This is a genomic window from Roseibium sp., from assembly GCF_965233565.1.
Classification (GTDB): Bacteria; Pseudomonadota; Alphaproteobacteria; order Rhizobiales; family Stappiaceae; genus Roseibium.
Genome location: NZ_OZ247494.1, coordinates 2494798 through 2515499, shown reverse-complemented (window position 1 = coordinate 2515499; position 20702 = coordinate 2494798). Strand labels below are relative to the sequence as shown.

Below are 20702 nucleotides of genomic sequence, written 5' to 3'. Positions count from 1 at the left end.
TTCCGGAACAGCGCGCAGTACCGCTGAATGTGTCCGGAAGGGCTGATCATGCTGGCCTGTGAGATCGGTGACCGGCCGATATCTCAGACTGACTGTTTCGAGAGCCGGTTGACATGGCCCATCTTGCGGCCTTCGCGGGTTTCCGCCTTGCCGTAAAGATGCAGACGGGCAGCCGGCTCGCGCAGAACGTCCTGCCAGCTGTCGGCATCAAAGCCGATCAGGTTTTCCATGACCGCGTCCGAGTGCCGGTCCGCGGAGCCGAGCGGCCAGCCGGCGACCGCACGGATATGCTGGTCGAACTGCGAACAGAGGCAGGCATCCTGCGTCCAGTGACCGGAATTGTGCACCCGGGGGGCGATCTCGTTGACCAGCAGCCGTTCGCCTTTTTCGTCGCGAACCAGGAACATCTCAACGCCCATGACCCCGACATAATCAAGACCCGTAACGATCTTCTCTGCCATGGCGCGTGCCGTCGAGGCGGTTGCCTCGGTGACGCCGGCCGGCACCGTCGATGTCTTCAGAATGTGATTTTCATGGTGGTTGCGGGCAATGTCGTAACAGGCGGTGTGGCCGTCGACGTCCCGGGCCACAATCACCGACACTTCGCAATCAAAGCCGATCAGCTGCTCCAGAACCATCGGCACGGCGCCAAGCGCGTCGAAGGCGCCATCGGCATCGTTGGTGCTGCGGATCATCTTCTGCCCCTTGCCGTCATAACCAAAGCGGCGGGTTTTCAGGACGCCCGCTCCACCAAACCGTGCAACGGCCGCGTCGAGATCGGCCTGGGACTGGATGTCGGCATAATCCGCAATGGCAACGCCGGCGCCGGACAGGAATTGTTTTTCCGATAGACGATCCTGGGCAACCTCCAGGGCACGCACGCCGGGGCGGACCGGGACCCGCGCATCGAGATGGGCAGCCGTCGCACCGGGAACATTTTCAAACTCGTAGGTGACGGCTGCAACGGAACTTGCAAACAGGTCGAGCGCGTCTGCGTCTTCATATGGTGCGACAGTGAAGGTCGCGCTGACATCGAAAGCGGGGCTGGCGGGATCGGGGCAGTAGATATGGGCTTTCAGGCCGAGGCTGGCCGCTGATTGCGCCAGCATGCGGCCGAGCTGGCCGCCGCCGAGAATGCCTATCGTGTCGCCTGGGGCCAGCCGGGGTGTGTCGCTCATGTCGGACGGTCCTGTTATTGCCGGTCTTGCGGGGTCAGTCGTCAGTCGGTGCCTCAGCCACCGCAGCCGTGCGGTTCGATCGGTACGTATCGAGTGCGTCGGCGACGACCTGATCGGTCAGGCCGAGCACGGCGGCTGCCAGAAGGGCTGCATTTGTGGCGCCAGCCTTGCCAATCGCCAGCGTGCCGACGGGAATGCCTGCCGGCATCTGGACGATGGACAGAAGGCTGTCTTCGCCGGACAGCGCCCGGCTCTCGACCGGAACACCTAAAACGGGCAGCGGCGTCAGCGAGGCGGTCATGCCTGGAAGGTGGGCGGCGCCGCCGGCGCCTGCAATGATGATCTTGAACCCTTCTGCCTTGGCGCCCTTGGCAAACTCATACATGCGGTCGGGCGTGCGATGGGCCGAGACAATCCGCGCGTCGTAGCTGACCCCCAGCTGATCAAGCGTATCCGCCGCGTGTTTCATTGTCGGCCAGTCCGACTGACTGCCCATGATGATTGCGACGTCCGCTTGTGCCATTTCACGCTCCAGGTTCCGGCGGGCTCAGAAGAGCCGCGGAGTATAGGCAGCAACAGCCACATCGCAAGCGCGAATCGCCGGAAACGGGGAATTTTTGAAATAGAGGACCAGGCCGCTCAGAGCGTGGCAATCAGGCGATGATGTCCGGGAACAGCTGGTCTTCCAGAACGGAGATCCGATCCTTGATCATCAGCTTCTTCTTCTTCAACCGTTGCAGCTGCAGAACGTCGTGGTTGGACGTCGCCGCGAGTGCTTCGACGGCCACGTCAAGGTCCCGATGCTCCTGCCGCAGCTGCGCCAGTTCCATACGCAAGGCTTCACTGTCCTGTTGCGCCATTCATGTCCCCCAAAACAGGACGATAGTCCTAATCCATTTCACCGAACTCCGGCAAGATAGCATCTTTGGCAGACGCGCGTCCGGAATTTGCAGCCAGATCTCCTCAGGGCATTGGGGACTATCCGGAAATACGGCTGGGCAAGGTTCTGGCAAGACGCATCAGCACCGGATTTGTCGTGCAAATTGCTGCAGTTGAAGATGGTCCGGCCGGAAAGGAACTGCGAAAAAAGCGCGCGGGGAAAAGTTGTGAACTGGCAAATCTTTCAAGGGGAATTTTCTTGAGTTTTGAACTGGTTAATTCCACGCCGCTTTTTAGGGTTTCGTAAGGATAGTCGCCAGAATGCATTATTTGACGGCGAAACGCTTCAGGTATGCGGAATCTGCAATCGACAAGGCCGGAATTTCTGTGGCACGATGAAAATGTTGAGCCAACAGACAGGAGGTTTTTTCCATGTCAATGCAGTCGCATCTCGCAGAACTCGAGCGCCGTCACGCGGAAATGGAACGCAGGATTGAAGACGCTCTGTTGCATCCGAGTACTGACTCCCTGGAATTGGCTGACATGAAACGACAAAAGCTCAAGATCAAGGACGAGATCGAGCGAATACGGCAAGATGTTACGCTCCACTAGGCGGACATGCCGTAAATTCAAAACGCCGCGCTTTGCGCGGCGTTTTTGTTTTATTTGTGTAGTGCGTCTGAGGGGAAAACACCGGATTGCTTTGAAAATGCAGCGTGTGCCCAGCCACCAACGTCCTCCTGAGTGAGGGGCTGCTCGTTCTCGAAAAATCTAGAGCGCCTTTGCCTGTTCCCGGAGCGCGAATTTCTGGATCTTGCCGGTGGATGTCTTGGGCAGGTCGCAGAAGACGACGGTCTTGGGGGCCTTGAAGCCGGCCAGATGCTGGCGGCAGAAGGCGATCAGATCCGCTTCGCTGACCGGCGATCCGGGCTTCATCTCGACAAAGGCGCAAGGGGTCTCACCCCATTTCTCGTCCGGACGGGCGACGACCGCGGCGGCCGTGACATCGGCATGTTTGTAGAGAACCTCCTCCACCTCGATCGAGGAGATGTTTTCCCCGCCAGAGATGATGATGTCCTTGGACCGGTCCTTCAACTGGATATAGCCGTCCGGGTAAAGCACCCCGAGGTCGCCGGAATGGAACCAGCCGCCCTTGAAAGCCTTGTCGGTTGCTTCCGGGTTTTTCAGATAGCCTTTCATGACAACATTGCCGCGGAACATGACTTCGCCAAGGGTCTCGCCATCCGCTGGCACCGGCTCCAGCGTTTCCGGGTCGAGCACCGTCAGGTCCTCCAGGGCAACGTACCGCACGCCCTGGCGCGCCTTTTTCTGGGCCTGTTGATCGGAGGCAAGCGCGTCCCATTCCCGTTTCCAGTCATTGACGACCGCCGGGCCGTAGACCTCCGTCAGGCCATAGAGGTGGGTGACGTTGAAGCCGGCCATCTTCATGGCCGCCAGAACGCTTTCCGGCGGCGGTGCAGCCGCAGTGAAGAATTCCACCTCGCGGTCCAGGTCCCGTTTGTCTTCCGCGGCCGCGTTCAGGAGCGTGGACATGATGATCGGAGCGCCGCAGAGATGGGTGACCTCCTCGTCGGCAATCAGGTCCCACATGGTCTTCGGCCGCACCCATCTGAGGCAGACATGCGTGCCGGCGACGAGTGACAGCGACCAGGGAAAACACCAGCCATTGCAATGGAACATCGGCAACGTCCACAGATAGACCGGGTGTTTGGCCATTGAAGCGGTGATGACGTTGGCCTGAGCCAGCAGATAGGCACCACGGTGATGGTAGACCACGCCTTTCGGATTACCGGTGGTTCCGGATGTATAGTTGAGCGTGATGGCGTCCCATTCGTCTTGCGGCAGGGACCAGACAAACTCCGGATCGCCCGACTGGACAAAGACCCCGTAGTCGATTTCTCCGAGACGCTCGCCGTCCTGGGGAAATTCCGGGTCGGAATAGTCGATCACCGTGGGCGAAACGGATGCCAGAGACAGGGCTTCCTTGACCACCGGTGCGTATTCCCGGTCGGTGATCAGCACCTTGCAATCGGCGTGATCCAGCTGGAAGGCAATGATGGCCGCGTCCAGGCGCGTGTTCATGGAATGCAGCACTGCACCGGCCATCGGCACGCCGTAATGCGCCTCCAGCATCGGCGGCACGTTGGACAGCATGACGCTGACGGTATCGTTCTTGCTGACGCCAAGCCCGGTCAACGCCGAGGCGAGCCGGCGGGCTCGATCATAGAAGGTGCGATAGTCGGTCCGCTGGTTGCCATGAACGATCGCGATGGTTTCGGGAAAAACATCTGCTGCTCTGGCAAGGAAGCTGAGCGGGCTCAGCGCAGCGTAGTTGGCCGTGTTTTTCTCAAGCCCCTGCGTGAACGGGTTGGCAGCAGCGTCCATGGTCATCCTCCCGGAGTTTTTCTCATGAAAACCGGAAACCATTTCCGGTGCAATTCGCCTTGCGGTTAGCCACGTCGAAATTGCGTCACATCAAGCTTTTCATCCCGCCAGCAGGCCCATCAGGCCGTCATAGGCAAGCTTTGCGCCGATCAGGCCCATGAAGATGTAGATGATGGCATAAAACGTATCCGCCTTGACGATCTTGACCAGCTGGACCCCGACCAGGGTGGCAATCAACGCGACCGGGAACAGCGTTACCGAAGTCGACAGATTGGTTGTGTCGAACTGCCCGAGCAGGAAATAGGGCACGAGCTTGATCGCATTGACGGTTGCGAAAAAGATGACGGCGGTGCCGGCAAACAGCAGGGGCGCCAGGCGAAGCGGCAGCATGTACATCTGGAAGGGAGGGCCGCCCGTGTGGCTGATGAAGCTGGTGAACCCGGCGACGGTTCCCCAGAACGTGCCCTTGGGCAGATTGTGGTTGGCAGCCCCGGTTGCCTTGCGTTGCTTGAAAACATAATCGGCGACAAAGGCGAGTGACATCACGCCGATCAGAAACAGCACGAAGTCATCGTTGACATAGGCCGCCGTTGCCCAGCCGATGCCGATCCCCAGGACGGCGGCCGGCAGCAGGATGGCAAGGCATTTCCAGTCCGCGCGGCCCTTGTATGCCAGCAGGGCCACCACATCCATGACGATCAGGATCGGCAGCATGATACCGGCGGCCTGGAGCGGTGAAATCACCAGAGACATGATGGGCACGCCGAGCATGGCGAAGGTGCCGCCAAAGCCGCCCTTGGACAAGCCGACAAAAAACACCGCCGGAATGGCGGCAGCATAGAACCAGGGATCGGCAATCGGGGTCATGGGCAGCAGTATCGCGATGAAAATTCAGAAGGGGCGGGCAGACAATCACGCCAGAAGGTTTACGTAAAGTCCCGACCGTCTAATTGCCTAAAGGGTTAGGCTTGCCTTTTTGGGTGCCCTTACAGCACTCTAGGCCCAAAGAGCAGGGGATCGCGATCCCCCGCAGGCGGCCGTTTGGGAGGACACATCATGGCAAGCCGGTATCACGAGGTCTATCAGGGCTGGAAGGACGATCCGCTCGGCTTCTGGAAGTCGGCGGCGGACGAGATCGACTGGGTGTCGACGGGCGACAAGGTGTTCGATCCCGATGAGGGGCAGTACGGCCGCTGGTTCCCCGACTGGGAATGCAACACGTGTTACAACTGCCTTGACCGTCATGTGGAGCGTGGCCGTCCGGGTCAGCCTGCCCTGATCTATGACAGCCCGATCACAGGCAAGACAGCCACCTACACCTATTCGGAGCTTCTGGAAGAGGTCGAGGCCATGGCCTGCGTCCTGGCCGACCAGGGTCTTGAGAAGGGGGACCGGGCGATCATCTACATGCCGATGATCCCGCAAGCGGTGATGGCGATGCTGGCCTGCGCCCGCCTTGGCGTCATCCACTCCGTTGTGTTCGGTGGCTTTGCCGCCAACGAACTGGCGACACGGATCGACGACGCGGCCCCGAAGGCGATCATCGCAGCCTCCTGTGGTCTCGAGCCGGGCCGGGTGATTGCCTACAAGCCGCTGCTTGACCAGGCGATCGAACTGGCCGCGCACAAGCCCTCAAGCTGCCTTGTCTTCCAGCGGGAAGAACAGGTCGCAGAGCTTCTGGATGGCCGTGACCACGATCTTGGCAAGCTGGTGGAAGATGCTGTTGCCGCCGGGCGCCGGATTGCGCCGGTGCCGGTCAAGGCGAGCGACCCGCTCTACATTCTTTATACGTCCGGAACGACCGGTCAGCCGAAAGGCGTGGTGCACGACAATGGTGGCCACATGGTCGCGCTCAAATGGACCATGAAGAACCTCTATGACGTTGAGCCGGGCGAGGTCTTCTGGGCCGCCTCCGATGTCGGCTGGGTCGTTGGACATTCCTATATCTGTTACGCACCGCTGCTGCATGGCTGCACCACGATCGTGTTCGAGGGCAAGCCCGTCGGCACGCCGGATGCCGGTACGTTCTGGCGGGTGATTTCGGACCATAACGTCGTTTCGCTGTTCACCGCCCCGACGGCCTTCCGCGCGATTCGCAAGGAGGATCCGAATGGCGAACTCATCAAGAAATACGACCTGTCCCAGTACCGGTCGCTGTTTCTCGCCGGTGAGCGCGCCGACCCGGAAACCGTCAACTGGGCCATCGACCAGCTTCAGGTGCCGGTGATCGACCACTGGTGGCAGACGGAAACCGGCTGGTGCATCGTGGGCAATCCGCTCGGGCTTGGATCGCTGCCGGTGAAACCCGGTTCGCCGACGGTGCCGATGCCGGGCTACGACGTTCAGGTGCTGGACGATGCGGGCCATCCGCTTGGTGCCAACACGCTCGGCAACATCGTGGTCAAGCTGCCGATGCCGCCGGGCTGCCTGCCGACGCTCTGGAATGCGGACAAGCGTTTCTTCGATTCCTACCTCGCCGAGTTCCCCGGCTACTACAAGACAGCCGATGCGGGTGTGATCGATGACGATGGTTACCTGTCGATCATGGCGCGCACCGATGACATCATCAATGTCGCCGGCCACCGTCTGTCGACCGGAGGCATGGAAGAGGTGCTGGCGACACACCAGGATGTAGCGGAATGCGCGGTGATCGGCATCGCCGACAAGCTGAAGGGGCAGCTGCCCTGCGGTTTTGTGGTTCTGAAGGCCGGCGTCGAGCGCTCCCATGACGACATCGAGAAGGAGCTGGTGAAGCTGGTGCGCGAAAAGATCGGACCGGTTGCCGCGTTCAAGATCGCCATAACGGTCGACCGGCTGCCGAAAACCCGCTCCGGCAAGATCCTGCGCGGCACGATGCGTCAGATCGCGGATGGCGAAAGCTACAAGATGCCGGCGACGATTGATGATCCGGCAATTTTGGATGAGATCAGCGACGCTTTGAAATCCCACGGGATTTCCGCCTGAAACAACCAAGTGACGTTGCTGGAGCCTGAGAAGGGCCATCGACAGAGCTGATTTTGCCACTTAAGGTCGGGCCGCCGCTGCGCGGCCCGCGTCTTTTCGCGGCTGGTCACAATACTAGCAACCGTGAGGTTTCCGTGTCTTTGGAGAATAAGGTCGCCATCATTACCGGCGCAGCCCGTGGAATCGGCTTTGCCATCGCCAAGCGTTTTGTCGCCGATGGCGCAAAGGTCGTGATTGCCGATGTGGATGATGATGCCGGCGAAGCCGCTGCGGAAGATCTGAAGACCCAGGGCGAGGCAATGTACATTCATTGCAACGTCGCCGAGCGTCTCGATGTGCGCAACCTGGTCGCCGAAACGCTCAACGCCTATGGCGACATCGACGTCCTGGTGAACAATGCCGGTATCGTCGTTGGCGCCGATTTCCTCGATCTTGAAGAAGATGATTTCGACCGGGTGCTGTCGATCAACCTGAAAGGCGCCTTCCTGTGTGCCCAGGCGGTTGCGCGGCACATGGTCGAGAAAGTGCAGGGCGGTGGTGAGCCCGGCTGCATCATCAACATGTCGTCGGTAAACTCGGTTCTGGCGATTCCGAACCAGGTGCCTTATTGCGTCTCCAAGGGTGGCATGAGCCAGCTGACCAAGACTGCGGCTCTGTCGCTGGCGCAATACGGTATTCGGGTCAATGCGATCGGCCCGGGCTCGATCATGACGGAAATGCTGGCTTCGGTGAATTCCGATCCGGCAGCCAAGAACCGGATCATGTCGCGCACCCCGATGCTGCGCATCGGCGAACCGGCCGAAATCGCCGGGGTTGCCGCATTCCTGGCGTCCAGCGATGCCGGCTATGTCACGGGCCAGACCATCTTCGCCGATGGCGGGCGCATGCCGCTCAACTACACCGTTGCGGTGCCGGACGACGTTTGATCGGAGCCAGAGCGTTCCACGGATGGATTGAATCAAAAGGGCGGCCAGCAGGCCGCTCTTTTTATTTTCGACGACAGAGTCGTTTTCCGGGATCGGCAGGTCCAGGTGCGCTTGTCGCTTGCGGGCCCTACCCCGCCAGGGCCTCCTGCTCGGCATCAAACTGCAGGCGCGCGAGTTTGGCGTAGAGGCCGCCGGCGGCCGTCAGCTCGGCATGGGTGCCGGTTTCGACGATGCGGCCGTCTTCCATTACCACGATACGGTCGGCCTTCAGGACCGTTGCCAGACGGTGGGCAATCACCAGCGTTGTGCGGCCTTCCATCAGCTTGTCGAGCGCCTGCTGCACCAGCCGTTCGCTCTCCGCGTCAAGCGCGCTCGTCGCTTCATCCAGGAGCAGGACCGGGGCGTCTTTCAGGACGGCGCGGGCAATGGCAATGCGCTGGCGTTGTCCGCCGGACAGCGTGACACCGCGCTCGCCGACCATCGTGTCGTAGCCATCTGCCATCGCCTCGATGAAGGGGGCGGCCAGGGCAGCCTGTGCCGCTGCAACCACGTCTTCCCGGCTGGCATCGGGCCTGCCATAGGCAATGTTCTCGGCAATGCTGGCCCCGAAAATCGCTGTGTCCTGGGGCACCAGGGCGATGTGTCGGCGCAGATCTTCCGGATCAAGCTCGCTCAGGCCAACACCATTGAGCCGGATCGTCCCGGAGACCGGGTCGTAAAAGCGCATCAGCAGGCTGAACAAGGTGGACTTGCCGGCACCGGAAGGTCCGACGACAGCAACGGTTTCTCCCGGCGCGATGGTCAGCTCCAGGTCCCGGACCACCGGCATGTGTTCCGCATTCTGATAGGCGAAGGAGACGTTTCGGAAGGCAATGTCTCCGCGCGGGCTTTCCGGCAGCCTGACCGGATTGGCGGGGGCACGGATTTCCGACTGCACATCCAGAAGCTCCGACAGGCGCTCGGCGGCACCGGCGGCCTGGGAGAGTTCGCCCCAGACCTCGGAGAGAGTTGCCAGCGACCCGGCGGCGAGAATGGAGTAAAGCAGGAACTGGCTGAGTTCCCCCCCTGTGATACGGCCGGAAAACACGTCGCTGGCCCCGATCCATAGAACCGCAACAATGCTGGCGCCGATCACCATGATGGCAAAGCCGGTCAGCGCCGCACGGGCCATGATGGCCTTGCGGGCAGCCTTGAAAGCCTCCTCGACGGCGCCGCCGTAGCGCCCGGCGCTTCTGTCTTCATGCGTGAACGCCTGCAGGGTTTTCACCGAACCGAGCATCTCGCCGGCATAGGCGGAGGCATCGGCCAGGGTATCCTGGGCAAAGCGCGAGCGTTTGCGAACCTGACGACCGAAGCCGAGAATGGGAACGAGAATAACCGGAATGGCAGCCAGCACGATCACGGAGAGACGCGGGCTGGTGACCACCATCATCACCGAGGCGCCGGCGAACATGATCAGGTTGCGCATCGCCTGGGAGGCGCTGGCGCCGAAGGCGGACTTGATCTGGGTCGTATCGGCGGTCAGGCGCGACAGGATCTCGCCGGACTTGGCGCTGTCGTAAAAGGCGGGGCTTAGCCGGGTCAGGTGGGCAAAGACATCGGAGCGAAGTTCGGCAACAACGCGCTCTCCAATCCACATGACCAGGAAGTAGCGGATCGAACTGGCCGTTGCCAGGGCGCAGACCACGCCGATCAGGACGGCGAAATAGGAATTCACCAGCGCCGGATCGTCGGCGCCAAAGCCAAAGTCGATCATGCGGCGCACGGCGGCCGGCAGGATCAGCGTGATGATTGCGGCCGAGAACAGGGCGACCAGTGCACCGATGGCCATGCCCTTGTGTTTCTGAAGATAGGGGATCAGCCGCGTCAGCGGTTTTAACGAACGGCGATTGGTCTTTGTGTCCGTCTTGCGGTCTGAAACAGGGGCGTCTGCCACAGGAAGCTCCTCGATTTTTGTTCGTCTTAGCACGTTCGCCCCGGCGCTCAATTGCTTTTGATCATTTTTGGGAACGGTAAACCCGAAGCGTTCGGAAAAGGCGCAAACCGCGCCGCTGGAATTCGTTGGATATTGCCGGAATTTGCCTCTTGTCTTGGAGGCAGGCTTCAGGTATATCCCCGCCTCATGTTTCTGAGGGCGGCGTCCGCATCCGGATCGGCGGCCCTTTACTTCGTTTTCGCTGACGTGGCGGTTCTTCTGGAAAGACAGCTGCGAGGCGTTTGAAAGGACCGGCCATGAAAGCGGATATTCATCCCGACTACCACACCATCAAGGTCGTCATGACCGATGGCACTGAATACACCACCCGTTCCACCTATGGTTCGGAAGGCGACACCCTGACGCTCGACATCGACCCGACGTCCCATCCGGCCTGGACCGGTGGTGACCGTCAGCTGATGGACCGCGGCGGCCGCGTGTCCCGCTTCAAGAACAAGTTCGCTGGCTTCCTGGGCTCCTAAGACCTCAGACCATCGACAGTTTCGAACGAAAACCCGGCCTTGCGGCCGGGTTTTTTTGTCTGGGAGAGGAGACGCCGCTCCATGCGAGTTTGCGGGGGCGCGTCAGGACTTGTTCATTCCGGCTTTCGAACCTTGCCATGTGCCCGTCCGGTGCCGGATAAACAAGAGACCTGAACCATTCCAGCCTCGATCGTCCGGCTTTGCCGCAGGATGCCGTTGACCGGCCAAAAGGACTAAGCGCATGAAAGTCAAAACGATCTCTGATCTCATCGACTGGACCCGTCTGATGCACCGTCAGCTTGGCGAGCGCCTGACAACCGGGTCGGCGCTACATGACCAGGAGATGGCCAGGATGCTGCTGTCTTACCTTGCCGATCACGAGGCGGCGCTGGAGAAGATCATTGAAGGTTTCGAGCAGGGTGCTGATCTGAGCGCGCTCAACACCTGGGTCTATGACTATCTGAGTCATGAGCAGATCGATCTCAAGCGCAGCTGCGACGTGCCCTTTGAGAAAATGAACTTCAACGAGATTTGCCTGACCGTGTTCGACGTGCACAACCAGGCCATCGATCTCTATCGGGACCTGCTCCGGCGCGCTGACATTCCCGAGGCAAAGGAACTTCTCCAGGCGCTGCTTGCCATGGAAGAGCACGAGACGATGCGGATCGCTCAACAGACCGGCCGGATGCAGGATTTGTAACAGTCTGGTTCGTGGCTCTGTGGGTACAGTGTGACGTTGGCTGACATGGCGCGCCTGTCGGGCGTTCGCAGGCTTGTTTGCCGTGCGGCCAACAAAAAAGCCGCCTTGCGGCGGCTTTTCAGATGCGAAAGAGCTTTGACCGGGATCAGCCGAGCTTGCCGAAAGCGGCATGCAGCTTGTTGAGCTGCGAGGCGACCGGATTGTCGTTGGTGGCCTCTTCGACCGGTTCTTCGGACTTGCGGTAGAGCATCGTGTCGAGATGCACGATCCGCTCCTGCAAACGGGTGGAACGCTCGATCAGAACGCGCAGGGTTGCCGGCAGGTCGTTCCAGGCCGGGCCGCCGGTGGAGCTGGAGAGCTTGTCGAGGCGCACCTTGTTCTTGTCGCTGCCGGCCTGTTCGCGCGACATTTCGCCTTCGTTGACGGCACGCTGCAGCAGCAGCCAGGACGCCAGCTGCATCAGACGCGTGGTCAGGCGCATGGATTCGGTAGCATAAGCCAGGGAGGCGGGGCGTGGCAGTTCCTTGGCTTCCTCGCGGCCTTCGCCGTCCAGATACATCGCGGTTTCCTCAACCAGCGACATGCCTTCCTGAAACAGCGTCTGGAAGCTGTCGGAGCTGGCGAGGTGATGCGCGATGTGAACTGCGCCTAAGGTGTCACCGGCTTTTTTAATGTCTTCCGTCATAGGATTGCTACGCCTCAGTTACTCTTCCGGTTGTCCCGCATCTTTTTGTTTCGTCTCGAAATGTGTCATCCCGATCCGAGTGTTCCTTTTTGGAACGATGCAGGTCTTCATGCCGTATATCCAGCAAAGCACGTGCCAACTGAAACGGTAAACGGCCATTAACCAGAACTCTGACAAGATACTATGAGGTGGAGGCAAAAAAAAGAGCCGCACGGTTGCGGCTCTGAGTCTTTAACAGGGAGGCGTCAAACAGAGTGGACAGGAGCCACTCACATCCAGATGACTGGATGACTAAATTTATACTTTGGAAAGATTAATAAGAGGTAAACGAGTAAATTTTTACCTACCGTGTTTACTGTAAGTGCTCGATCTGAATATCGCTTTCTTCAAAAAATGTAATAATTTACAGGATCATTTCTGAAAGAAGGCGTCAGCAGCATTGCGAATAGTGCTGCGTTGCTCGAGCTCCTTCTGGGTACGGTTAATTTCCTCGGTTAAAGCCTCGATCCGCTCGGACAGTTCCTCCTCCGACAGGCGCGACAGATCCTGCCCGACCAAAATCTCCGCGGTCTCCGATTTTCTGGGGACATCGTCGTCAAAGAGGCCCATCGTCTTGCTCCCAAGCATGTCTCGGGCAGGGTCCGGAAGGCTTACTTGTCCGGGGCGCCTGCCTGCAGATAGTGTAAGTGTCAATTTACCATATGCCAGGCACAGATCGCCTAGCCAGTCCCAAAATGAACCAAAAGGAATGGTCTGACATGCAGAAACTGCCGGACAGCATGACGGTTGTTGCGATTTCCGAACCCGGCGGACCGGAGGTTCTCAAAATCGAAACCCGGCCGGTTCCCGAATTGGGACAGGGCGAGATCCTGATCCGTGTGGCCGCAGCCGGGGTCAACCGACCCGACGTGCTGCAGCGCAAGGGCGCCTATCCGCCTCCCAAGGGCGCCTCCGATCTGCCGGGGCTGGAAGTGGCCGGCGAGGTGGTTGCCTGTGGCACGGGAGCGACGCTCCACCCAATTGGCGCAAAAGTGACCGCGCTGGCGCCCGGGGGCGGTTACGCGGAGTATTGCAAGGTGCCTGAAGGCCATGCCCTGCCGGTGCCGGAGGGACTGACCATGATCCAGGCCGCCGCGCTGCCGGAAACCTTCTTCACGGTCTGGACGAATGTCTTCGACCGGAGCGGCCTGAAAAGCGGTGAGCGTTTTCTGGTTCATGGTGGCACGTCCGGGATCGGCACGACGGCCATTCAGCTTGCCAAGGCGTTCGGAGCAGAGGTGTTCACCACGGTCGGGTCTGCAGACAAGGCAGAGGCGGTGAAGGCGCTGGGGGCGGACCACGTCATCAATTACCGGGAACAGGCTTTTGAAAAAGCGGTGCTGGAAGCCACAGATGGTGAAGGTGTGAACGTGATCCTCGATATGGTCGGCGGAGATTACGTGGAACGGAACTGGAAAGCGGCTGCGATCGAGGGGCGGATCTGCCAGATCGCGACGCTGAACGGAATAGCGGAGAATGTGAACTTCTCCCGCCTGATGGTGAAGCGTCTGACCCATACCGGCTCGACCCTGAGACCGCGCAGCGATGCCTTCAAAACCGAGATTGCAAACAGCCTGCGCGAGAAGGTCTGGCCGCTGATCGAATCGGGCCGGATCGGCCCGGTGATGGATTCGACCTTTCCGCTGAGTGAAGCCGCTGACGCACACCGGCGCATGGAAAGCTCTGGCCATATTGGCAAAATCGTCTTGACGCTGGAAAGCTGAGGCCACGCAATCTGCGAGGGGACCGCATCCTGTGTGTTCCCATTTGCGTTTCGGCCGGAATTCTCCTATATTCCGGCCACTTCCCAGGAAACTGACACGGAACACCGCTTTTTCGCCCTGCCGGGCGAGGGAGCAGACGAGAGGAATTTATCCGATGGCGAACACGCCGCTGATGCCGAAGGCAACCGCCGTCTGGCTCGTAGACAACACCGCGCTGAGCTTCACGCAGATCGCATCCTTCTGCAAGCTGCATCCGCTTGAGGTGAAGGCCATTGCCGATGGCGAAGCCGCGCAGGGCATCAAGGGCCTGGACCCGATCCTGACCGGCCAGCTGACCCGTGAAGAAGTCGAGAAGGCGCAGAAGGACCCGAATTACCAGCTGAAGCTGCAGGGGTCCAAGGTTGTCGTTCCGGAAACCAAGCGCAAGGGCCCGCGCTACACGCCGGTCTCCCGCCGTCAGGACCGTCCGAATGCCATCCTGTGGCTGGTGCGCAACCATCCGGAGCTGAAAGATGCGCAGATCATGCGCCTTGTCGGCACCACCAAGCCAACCATTGCCGCCATTCGCGACCGGACCCACTGGAACTCGGCCAACCTGACGCCGTCCGACCCGGTGACGCTCGGCCTGTGCAGCCAGCTTGAACTGGACATGGAAGTCGAAAAGGCAGCGAAGAACGCTCCGCAGCCGGTTCCGGGTGCAGAAGAAACCTTGATCCCGGTCGAAGAATCGACCAGCGAAGACGCGATTGCGGCCGCCTTCTCCTTCGACCCGAACCAGCCGGTCAAGCGGGACGAGGAAGAAGAAATCGATGCCGACGCCGTCTTTGCGAATCTGGGGTCTTTGAACACCAGCGAGGCTGGTGACGCCGACAGCGAAGAGGAAACGGCCTCCGTTGAGGACGTCTTCGGCGAGGCCGCTTCGGACGACGACACCAAGTAAGACCGATATCTTGTCGATTGTTTGAAAGCCGCCGGTGGCAACACCGGCGGCTTTTTTGCTTCTTTGAAACAAGGCGTACCGGTTTGTCCCGAAATCGCGTTGCCACTCCCGAAAAGCCGACATAGTCTCTTGAGCTTTCTGGGAGATCATCATGAAAAACACATTGCTCAAGCTGGGCGCCGCCCTGGCGCTTGCCGCCGGTGTCACACAGGCACAGGCCGAAACCCGCATTACCTACAAGTCCGCCAAATCCACCTCGTCCTACTACCAGATGGCCGTGCAGATCGCCGAAGCGGTCAAGGCCGGCAGCAATGGCGACATGATCGTCACGGTCGAGGAGAGCCAGGGGTCCGTCCAGAACGTGATGGAAGCGCGTGCGCGCGGTGGCGACTATGTCTTTACCACACCGCCGGTTCTGGTCTCGCTTGCCCAGGGCGGCAAGGCGATGTTCAAAGGCAAGGGCGATCCCAAGTTCGACGAGATCCGGGCCCTCTTCCCGATCCCCTCGCTGACCATGCATTTTGTCATGTCCGCCGACAGCGGTGTGACGGACTTTGCCGGCATGGAAGGCAAGACCATTCTCTTGGGCAAGGGCTCTTTCGGCGCGCGAGAAGGCGAGAAGTATCTCAAGCTCTTCGGACTGGAAGGCAAGGTCGACCTGGCCGAAGTCGAGCTGTCCAACGCAGTCGCAGCGCTCAAAAACGGTCAGATCGACGGGTTCGTGACCGCCGGATCCTGGCCGGCGCCGAATGTGATCGAGGCTGCTGCTTCGACCGGCGTCAATGTCCTGTCGCTGGACGACGACCAGATCGCCAAGACCAAGCGCGCCCGGCTGGTCATTCCGGCCGGAACCTATGCCGGACAGGAGACTGACATCGTCACCACGTCCCTGCCGGTCGTGGCCTACACCACCACGGCGATGGACGATGACACGGCCTATGCGCTGACCAAGACATTCTGGCAGGAAAAAGCCAAGATGGGTGAAGAAGCCCCCTGGTGGAATGGCGTGGATCAGGGGTTGATGGCGAACATCACCGGCAAACTGCATCCGGGTGCCGTCCGCTACTACGAAGAAGCGGGCATTTCGCTCACGGACGCTCAGAAGTAATCCGTTCATTCTACCCTTCAGCGGCGCACGGCCTGCGGGTTTGTGCGCCGTTGGCACTTTCTGTCTGGGAGGTTGACGGTCAGTTGCCTGAGCCTGCCGTGCCCCCGTTCCTGTTCCAAGCACCCATCTTTCAAGTGGTTTCATGATCCGCGGCGAACCTGCATCCAATCCGTTCTGGCGAACGGCAATGATCCTTCTGGCGCTGGCGCTGGTGGCCTTTCATCTTGGCCTGATTTTTTCAGGTCTGGTGCCCAATCTGGTCAGCCGTCCGCTCCATCTGGCGCTCGCCCTTCCCTGGATCTTCCTTTTTGCCGGTGGAAGCGGGCTTTCCCGGGTCAGCGGTGCGGTCTTCTGTTTTGCTGGTGTCGCGGCATGCCTTTGGGTGGCCACCAACCAGTCGATGCTGTCCGACCAATACGGATTTCTGGAAGGTGATTTCCAGAAACTTGTCGCCATCGTGCTGCTCGTCACGGTGCTCGAAGCAGCGCGGCGCGCGATTGGATGGCCATTGCCCATTGTTGCAGCCCTTGCGCTCGCCTATGGCCTCTATGGTCAGCACATCCCCGGCGAATTCGGCCATTCGGGAACGCCGCTGGCGAGTTTTCTCGGCACGCTGACGATCGCCGAAGGCGGCATCTGGGGCAGTCTGACCGGTGTATCGGTCAACGTGGTTGCGATCTTCGTGATTTTTGGTGCCGTTCTGAACGCCGGAGAAGCGGGGCAGGGCTTCATGAATGTGGCGGCGGCCGCCGCCGGCCGCCTGAAAGGCGGCGCGGCCAAGGTGTCCGTTCTGTCGTCTGCGCTGTTTGGTTCCATTTCGGGCTCCGCCTCCGCCAATGTGGCGTCCACCGGGGCGATCACCCTGCCGGCCATGACGCGGCTCGGCTATCCGAAGCGCCTGGCGGGCGCGGTCGAGGCCGTTGCGTCGTCCGGCGGCCAGATCATGCCGCCGCTGATGGGGGCAGGGGCCTTTGTCATGGTGGAACTGACCCGGGTTCCCTATACCGAGATCATGGCGGCCGCGCTGCTGCCGGCCATTCTCTATTTCCTGGCGGTCTGGATCGGCATCAACGCTTACGCAAAGCGCTTCGATCTGGCGGCGATCGATCAGGAGGATCAGCCACGGTTCCGTCAGGTGGCGATCACCTCCGGCTTCTTCCTGATCCCTTTTACGGTGCTGCTCGTGGGCATGTTCGTGGTGCGCTATACGCCGCAATATGCCGCCTGTCTGGCAATCCTGGCAGGCTTCATCCTGCTCTTTTTCAACGCACGTGGCACATTTGATCTGAAGCAGATCCTCGCCCGGATGGAAAACGCGGTTCTGACTGCAGCCCGGCAGGTCTCCGTCATCGCGTCAATTATCGTGTGTGCATCGATCATTATCGGTGTGCTCGCCGTCACCGGCCTCGGCGTGAAAATCACCTCGCTGATCCTGTCCGGCTCAGGAGGCTATCTGTGGCCGTCATTGCTGCTGACGGCGCTTGCCTGCCTGATCCTGGGCATGGAAGTGCCGACGACAGCTGCCTACGTCATCTGTGTCTCTGTGGCTGGTCCGGCGCTGATCCAGCAAGGGCTGGAGCCGCTTCAGGCGCATCTCTTCGTTTTCTGGTTTGCGCTGATTTCAACAATCACGCCACCGGTGTGCGGCGCGGTTTTCATCGCGGCCGGCATGATCGGCGAGAACTGGCTGAAGGTTGCGCTGACGGCGATGGCACTTGGTGTCGGTCTCTACCTGATCCCGCTGGCCATGATTGCAAACCCTGCCCTGATAGATCTGGCAGATACGCCGGTCCCGGCGCTGTTGTCGGCCGTCAAGATCGGGCTTGGGCTCGGCCTGGTCTCATTCGGGCTCATCGGATACCGGAAACCCTGGCAAAAACTGATGGCGACAGGTGCCGGCCTGATCGTGATCTTTGCCGGTGGCGCCAACTTTTAAAGACTTGTGTCGTTGCGCTCCCGGCGCAGCCCTCTGAAGCAGGATGAGGGCATGCGCTTTTCAGATGCGCCGCAGGAATTCGCAACTGTCCCCAGGTCTAGATATGGAGCGCGTGCCCCAGGGCGCGCAGACAGGCTTCCTGCAGTCCCTCGGACTGGGTGGGGTGGGCATGGATGGTTCCTGCAAGGTCTTCCAGGCAAGCGCCCATCTCGATGGCCAGGGAAAAGGCTGCGGACAATTCAGAAACGCCGGTTCCCACCGCCTGAAGGCCGACAATCGCATGATCGGCCTCGCGCCAGACAACACGAACAAAACCATCTTCCCGTTCGGTTGTCATTGCCCGCCCGTTGGCCTGGAACGGAAACTCGCTCGACCTGGTTCCCTCGATTTCGCCAGGCAAGGCACCGCACAGCACGAGTTCGGGGTCCGTGAAGCAGACAGCCGGGATGGCGCGCCTGTCCCATTCAACGGCCTGGCCGGCGATGTGTTCGGCAACCATTTCTCCTTGCGCCATTGCCCGATGCGCCAGCATCGGCTCGCCGGTGACGTCGCCAATCGCATAGATGCCGCGCATTGAGGTCTGGCAGGTCTTGTCGATCTTGATGAAGGGCCCGTCCAGGGTGAGCGCAAGCTCATCGATGCCGATACCGATGGTGCGGGGTCTGCGGCCCACAGTCACCAGAACCTTTTCAGCGTCGACATTGCCCTTGTCGGTCTGAAGAGTATCGCCTTGATGGCCCTGGGCCCTGGTGCCGGTCATAAGCGCAACGCCCAGCTCGCCCAGACGTTTGACAACCGGTTTTGTCAGGCCTTTGTCGTAAGTTGGCAGAATGCTGTCTTCTGCTTCGACAATCGTGACCCTGCTGCCGAGTTTGGCAAAAACGGTGCCCAGTTCCAGTCCGATATAACCGCCACCGACAACGGCGAGTGTCTTCGGGATCTCCGTGAGGCTCAAGGCCTCCGTGGAGGACATGATTGGCCCGCCAAATGGCAGAAAGGGCAGTTCAACGGCAGCAGAGCCCGTGGCGACGACGACGTAATCCGCCCGAATATGGAAGGGGTCGCCGTCGCCCGTGACCTGTACCGTTTTGCCATCCAGAAAACGGGCGCGGCCCGAGACAAAACGTGCCTTGGCCTTCTTCATGAGGGCCGCAACACCTGAATTCAGCCTGTCCACCAGACCGTCTTTCCAGGCAATGGTCTTCGACAGATCGATTGTCGGGTTTTCAGCACGGATGCCGAGCGGGCCCTTGTCTGCATGGGTGATCTTGAAGAATTCATCGGCCGCATGGATAAGCGCCTTGGAGGGGATGCAGCCAACATTCAGGCAGGTGCCACCCGGTTTTGCCTCGTCCACAACCACCGTGTCGATGCCGAGCTGTCCGGCGCGAATGGCGCAGACATAGCCGCCAGGTCCGGCGCCGATGATCAGCAACTTGCATTTGATATCCGTCATCAGCCTTATCCTTCGACAAACAACATGGCTGGTGTCTCCAGCAGCGTTTTCAGTTTCTGGACGAAAACGGCTGCATCCCAGCCGTCAATGACCCTGTGATCGAAGGAACAGGAGATGTTCATCATCTTTTTGGGCTGGAACTGCTGACCGTCCCAGACAGGACGGATCTGCATCTTGTTGATGCCGACAATGGCGACTTCCGGGTAGTTGATGATGGGGGTCGTGGCGATCGCGCCGAGAGCCCCCAGCGAGGTGATCGTGATGGTTCCGCCATTCAATTCGTCGCGCTTGATCGAGCCGTCCCGTGCGGCATCTGCGAGCCGGGCAACTTCGCCTGCATTGTCCCAGAGATTGCCGGCCTCGGCATGGTGCACGACAGGGACATTCAGTCCGGCCGGTGTCTGCGTGGCGATACCGATATGCACGCCGCCGTGGCGATAAATGACCCCCGCGTCGTCGTCATAACGGGCATTCAAATCTGGCTGCTCACGCACGGCTTCCACGATGGCCCGCATCAGAAATGGAAGGATCGTCAACTTTGGACGGTCGCCGGCATGTTTGGTGTTCAGGGCGGCCCGCAGATCTTCAAGGGCCGACATTTCGACTTCTTCGACAATCGTGATGTGCGGGATCTGTCGTTTTGACAGGGCCATTTTCTCCGCGATCTTGCGGCGCATGCCGATGACGCGGATTTCTTCGATGCCGGTGTTTTGCGCGCGTGTGACCGTCCCCTGTCGGATGCCTCCGGTGGCGATCCAGGCGTTCAGGTCGTCATGGCTGATCCGGCCGGCAGGGCCGCTGCCGGGAACCTGGCGCAGGTCAACACCCTCTTCTCTGGCACGTGCGCGCACGGAGGGTGAAGCCAGGGGCTTGGTGCCGCTTGCACGGGGGATGGCCGGTCTGCTGACGACCGGGTCAGCCGGTTTTGCCGCGGTCTCGGCGAGAGATGATCCCGGCATTTCTTCAACCGGTGCAGGCTTGGCCGGTGTTTCGGAGCCGGGCGTTTCAACGGGGGAGGGAGACGGCGCTGCGCTCTCCTTTGCGGCAGTTTCATTGCCTTCCCCGTCCACTTCAATGCGGACCAGAACCGCACCAACCGGGACAAGGTCACCCACGTCACCGCCGAGTTCCAGCACCTTGCCTTCAGCGGAGGAGGGAACTTCGACCGTGGCCTTGTCGGTCATGACGGATGCGAGGACGTCATCTTCGCGAACCAGATCGCCCGGCTTGACATTCCACTCGATCAGTTCCGCCTCGGCGATGCCTTCCCCGACATCCGGCAAGTGAATTGCGAACACACCCAT

Annotated in this window: 20 protein-coding genes; 10 read left to right on the top strand and 10 right to left on the bottom strand. The window is 60.3% G+C overall.

Features of this window, described 5'->3' with window-relative positions:
* Positions 1-83: 83 nt before the first annotated feature.
* The 3 genes from ACO6TG_RS11535 to ACO6TG_RS11525 all read right to left on the bottom strand — a co-directional run bounded on the left by ACO6TG_RS11535 (position 84) and on the right by ACO6TG_RS11525 (position 2038).
* A complete protein-coding gene (locus tag ACO6TG_RS11535; RefSeq protein WP_422378306.1) occupies positions 84-1178 on the bottom strand; it encodes a 5-(carboxyamino)imidazole ribonucleotide synthase in 1095 nt (364 codons plus the stop codon).
* Between the two features lie 34 nt (positions 1179-1212).
* Positions 1213-1701 (bottom strand): 5-(carboxyamino)imidazole ribonucleotide mutase, encoded by a 489-nt coding sequence (gene purE / locus ACO6TG_RS11530; RefSeq protein ID WP_422378305.1) that lies wholly within the window; start codon positions 1699-1701, stop codon positions 1213-1215.
* A 130-nt stretch (positions 1702-1831) separates the two neighbouring features.
* Complete coding sequence (locus ACO6TG_RS11525) at positions 1832-2038, bottom strand: YdcH family protein (RefSeq protein WP_422378304.1); 207 nt, start codon at positions 2036-2038, stop codon at positions 1832-1834.
* A gap of 65 nt (positions 2039-2103) precedes the next feature.
* Between ACO6TG_RS11525 and ACO6TG_RS11520 the strand changes: the two genes are divergently transcribed.
* Positions 2104-2364 carry a hypothetical protein gene (locus ACO6TG_RS11520; RefSeq protein ID WP_422378303.1) on the top strand — a complete coding sequence of 87 codons (261 nt, stop codon included), beginning with the start codon at positions 2104-2106 and terminating at the stop codon, positions 2362-2364.
* Positions 2365-2489: 125 nt separating this feature from the next.
* Positions 2490-2669 carry a YdcH family protein gene (locus ACO6TG_RS11515; protein ID WP_094072507.1) on the top strand — a complete coding sequence of 60 codons (180 nt, stop codon included), beginning with the start codon at positions 2490-2492 and terminating at the stop codon, positions 2667-2669.
* Between the two features lie 159 nt (positions 2670-2828).
* On the opposite strand, the gene ACO6TG_RS11510 is transcribed toward ACO6TG_RS11515, so the two are convergent.
* Together ACO6TG_RS11510 and ACO6TG_RS11505 are read right to left on the bottom strand one after the other, a co-directional pair.
* Entirely contained in the window at positions 2829-4469 is a 1641-nt protein-coding gene (locus tag ACO6TG_RS11510; protein WP_422378302.1) for an acyl-CoA synthetase, read from the bottom strand.
* 93 nt (positions 4470-4562) lie between these two features.
* On the bottom strand, positions 4563-5330 hold the full coding sequence (locus ACO6TG_RS11505; protein ID WP_422378301.1) for a sulfite exporter TauE/SafE family protein: 768 nt from the start codon (positions 5328-5330) through the stop codon (positions 4563-4565).
* Between the two features lie 189 nt (positions 5331-5519).
* On the opposite strand from ACO6TG_RS11505, the gene ACO6TG_RS11500 reads away from it, so the two are divergent.
* Entirely contained in the window at positions 5520-7427 is a 1908-nt protein-coding gene (locus ACO6TG_RS11500; RefSeq protein ID WP_422378300.1) for a propionyl-CoA synthetase, read from the top strand.
* 134 nt (positions 7428-7561) lie between these two features.
* Positions 7562-8353: an SDR family NAD(P)-dependent oxidoreductase gene (locus ACO6TG_RS11495; protein WP_422378299.1), complete on the top strand. Its 792-nt coding sequence runs from the start codon at positions 7562-7564 to the stop codon at positions 8351-8353.
* A gap of 127 nt (positions 8354-8480) precedes the next feature.
* Here the strand turns inward: ACO6TG_RS11495 and ACO6TG_RS11490 are convergent, their stop codons facing one another.
* On the bottom strand, positions 8481-10184 hold the full coding sequence (locus ACO6TG_RS11490; protein ID WP_422378867.1) for an ABC transporter transmembrane domain-containing protein: 1704 nt from the start codon (positions 10182-10184) through the stop codon (positions 8481-8483).
* Between the two features lie 401 nt (positions 10185-10585).
* Here ACO6TG_RS11490 and rpmE point away from each other — a divergent pair, with 401 nt between their 5' ends.
* Positions 10586-10810, top strand: coding sequence for a 50S ribosomal protein L31 (rpmE, locus tag ACO6TG_RS11485; RefSeq protein WP_094074805.1), 225 nt, complete (start codon positions 10586-10588; stop codon positions 10808-10810).
* 241 nt (positions 10811-11051) lie between these two features.
* Positions 11052-11510, top strand: coding sequence for an ATPase (locus tag ACO6TG_RS11480; RefSeq protein WP_422378298.1), 459 nt, complete (start codon positions 11052-11054; stop codon positions 11508-11510).
* A gap of 145 nt (positions 11511-11655) precedes the next feature.
* On the opposite strand, the gene ACO6TG_RS11475 is transcribed toward ACO6TG_RS11480, so the two are convergent.
* Together ACO6TG_RS11475 and ACO6TG_RS11470 are read right to left on the bottom strand one after the other, a co-directional pair.
* Positions 11656-12195, bottom strand: a complete 540-nt coding sequence (locus ACO6TG_RS11475) for a DUF1465 family protein (protein WP_094072500.1) — start codon at positions 12193-12195, stop codon at positions 11656-11658.
* A 411-nt stretch (positions 12196-12606) separates the two neighbouring features.
* Positions 12607-12804, bottom strand: a complete 198-nt coding sequence (locus ACO6TG_RS11470; RefSeq protein ID WP_422378297.1) for a DUF1192 domain-containing protein — start codon at positions 12802-12804, stop codon at positions 12607-12609.
* 149 nt (positions 12805-12953) lie between these two features.
* Here ACO6TG_RS11470 and ACO6TG_RS11465 point away from each other — a divergent pair, with 149 nt between their 5' ends.
* The 4 genes from ACO6TG_RS11465 (at position 12954) to ACO6TG_RS11450 (ending at position 17942) form a co-directional block, all read left to right on the top strand.
* Positions 12954-13958 carry an NAD(P)H-quinone oxidoreductase gene (locus ACO6TG_RS11465; RefSeq protein WP_422378296.1) on the top strand — a complete coding sequence of 335 codons (1005 nt, stop codon included), beginning with the start codon at positions 12954-12956 and terminating at the stop codon, positions 13956-13958.
* Between the two features lie 154 nt (positions 13959-14112).
* Complete coding sequence (locus tag ACO6TG_RS11460; protein WP_422378295.1) at positions 14113-14898, top strand: DUF1013 domain-containing protein; 786 nt, start codon at positions 14113-14115, stop codon at positions 14896-14898.
* A 151-nt stretch (positions 14899-15049) separates the two neighbouring features.
* The gene (locus tag ACO6TG_RS11455; protein ID WP_422378294.1) at positions 15050-16006 is read left to right on the top strand and encodes a TAXI family TRAP transporter solute-binding subunit; all 957 of its coding nucleotides are present in this window, start codon (positions 15050-15052) and stop codon (positions 16004-16006) included.
* 142 nt (positions 16007-16148) lie between these two features.
* On the top strand, positions 16149-17942 hold the full coding sequence (locus ACO6TG_RS11450) for a TRAP transporter permease (protein WP_422378293.1): 1794 nt from the start codon (positions 16149-16151) through the stop codon (positions 17940-17942).
* 97 nt (positions 17943-18039) lie between these two features.
* On the opposite strand, the gene lpdA is transcribed toward ACO6TG_RS11450, so the two are convergent.
* Together lpdA and ACO6TG_RS11440 are read right to left on the bottom strand one after the other, a co-directional pair.
* Positions 18040-19398: a dihydrolipoyl dehydrogenase gene (lpdA, locus tag ACO6TG_RS11445; protein WP_422378292.1), complete on the bottom strand. Its 1359-nt coding sequence runs from the start codon at positions 19396-19398 to the stop codon at positions 18040-18042.
* Between the two features lie 5 nt (positions 19399-19403).
* Positions 19404-20702, bottom strand: a complete 1299-nt coding sequence (locus ACO6TG_RS11440) for a dihydrolipoamide acetyltransferase family protein (protein ID WP_422378291.1) — start codon at positions 20700-20702, stop codon at positions 19404-19406.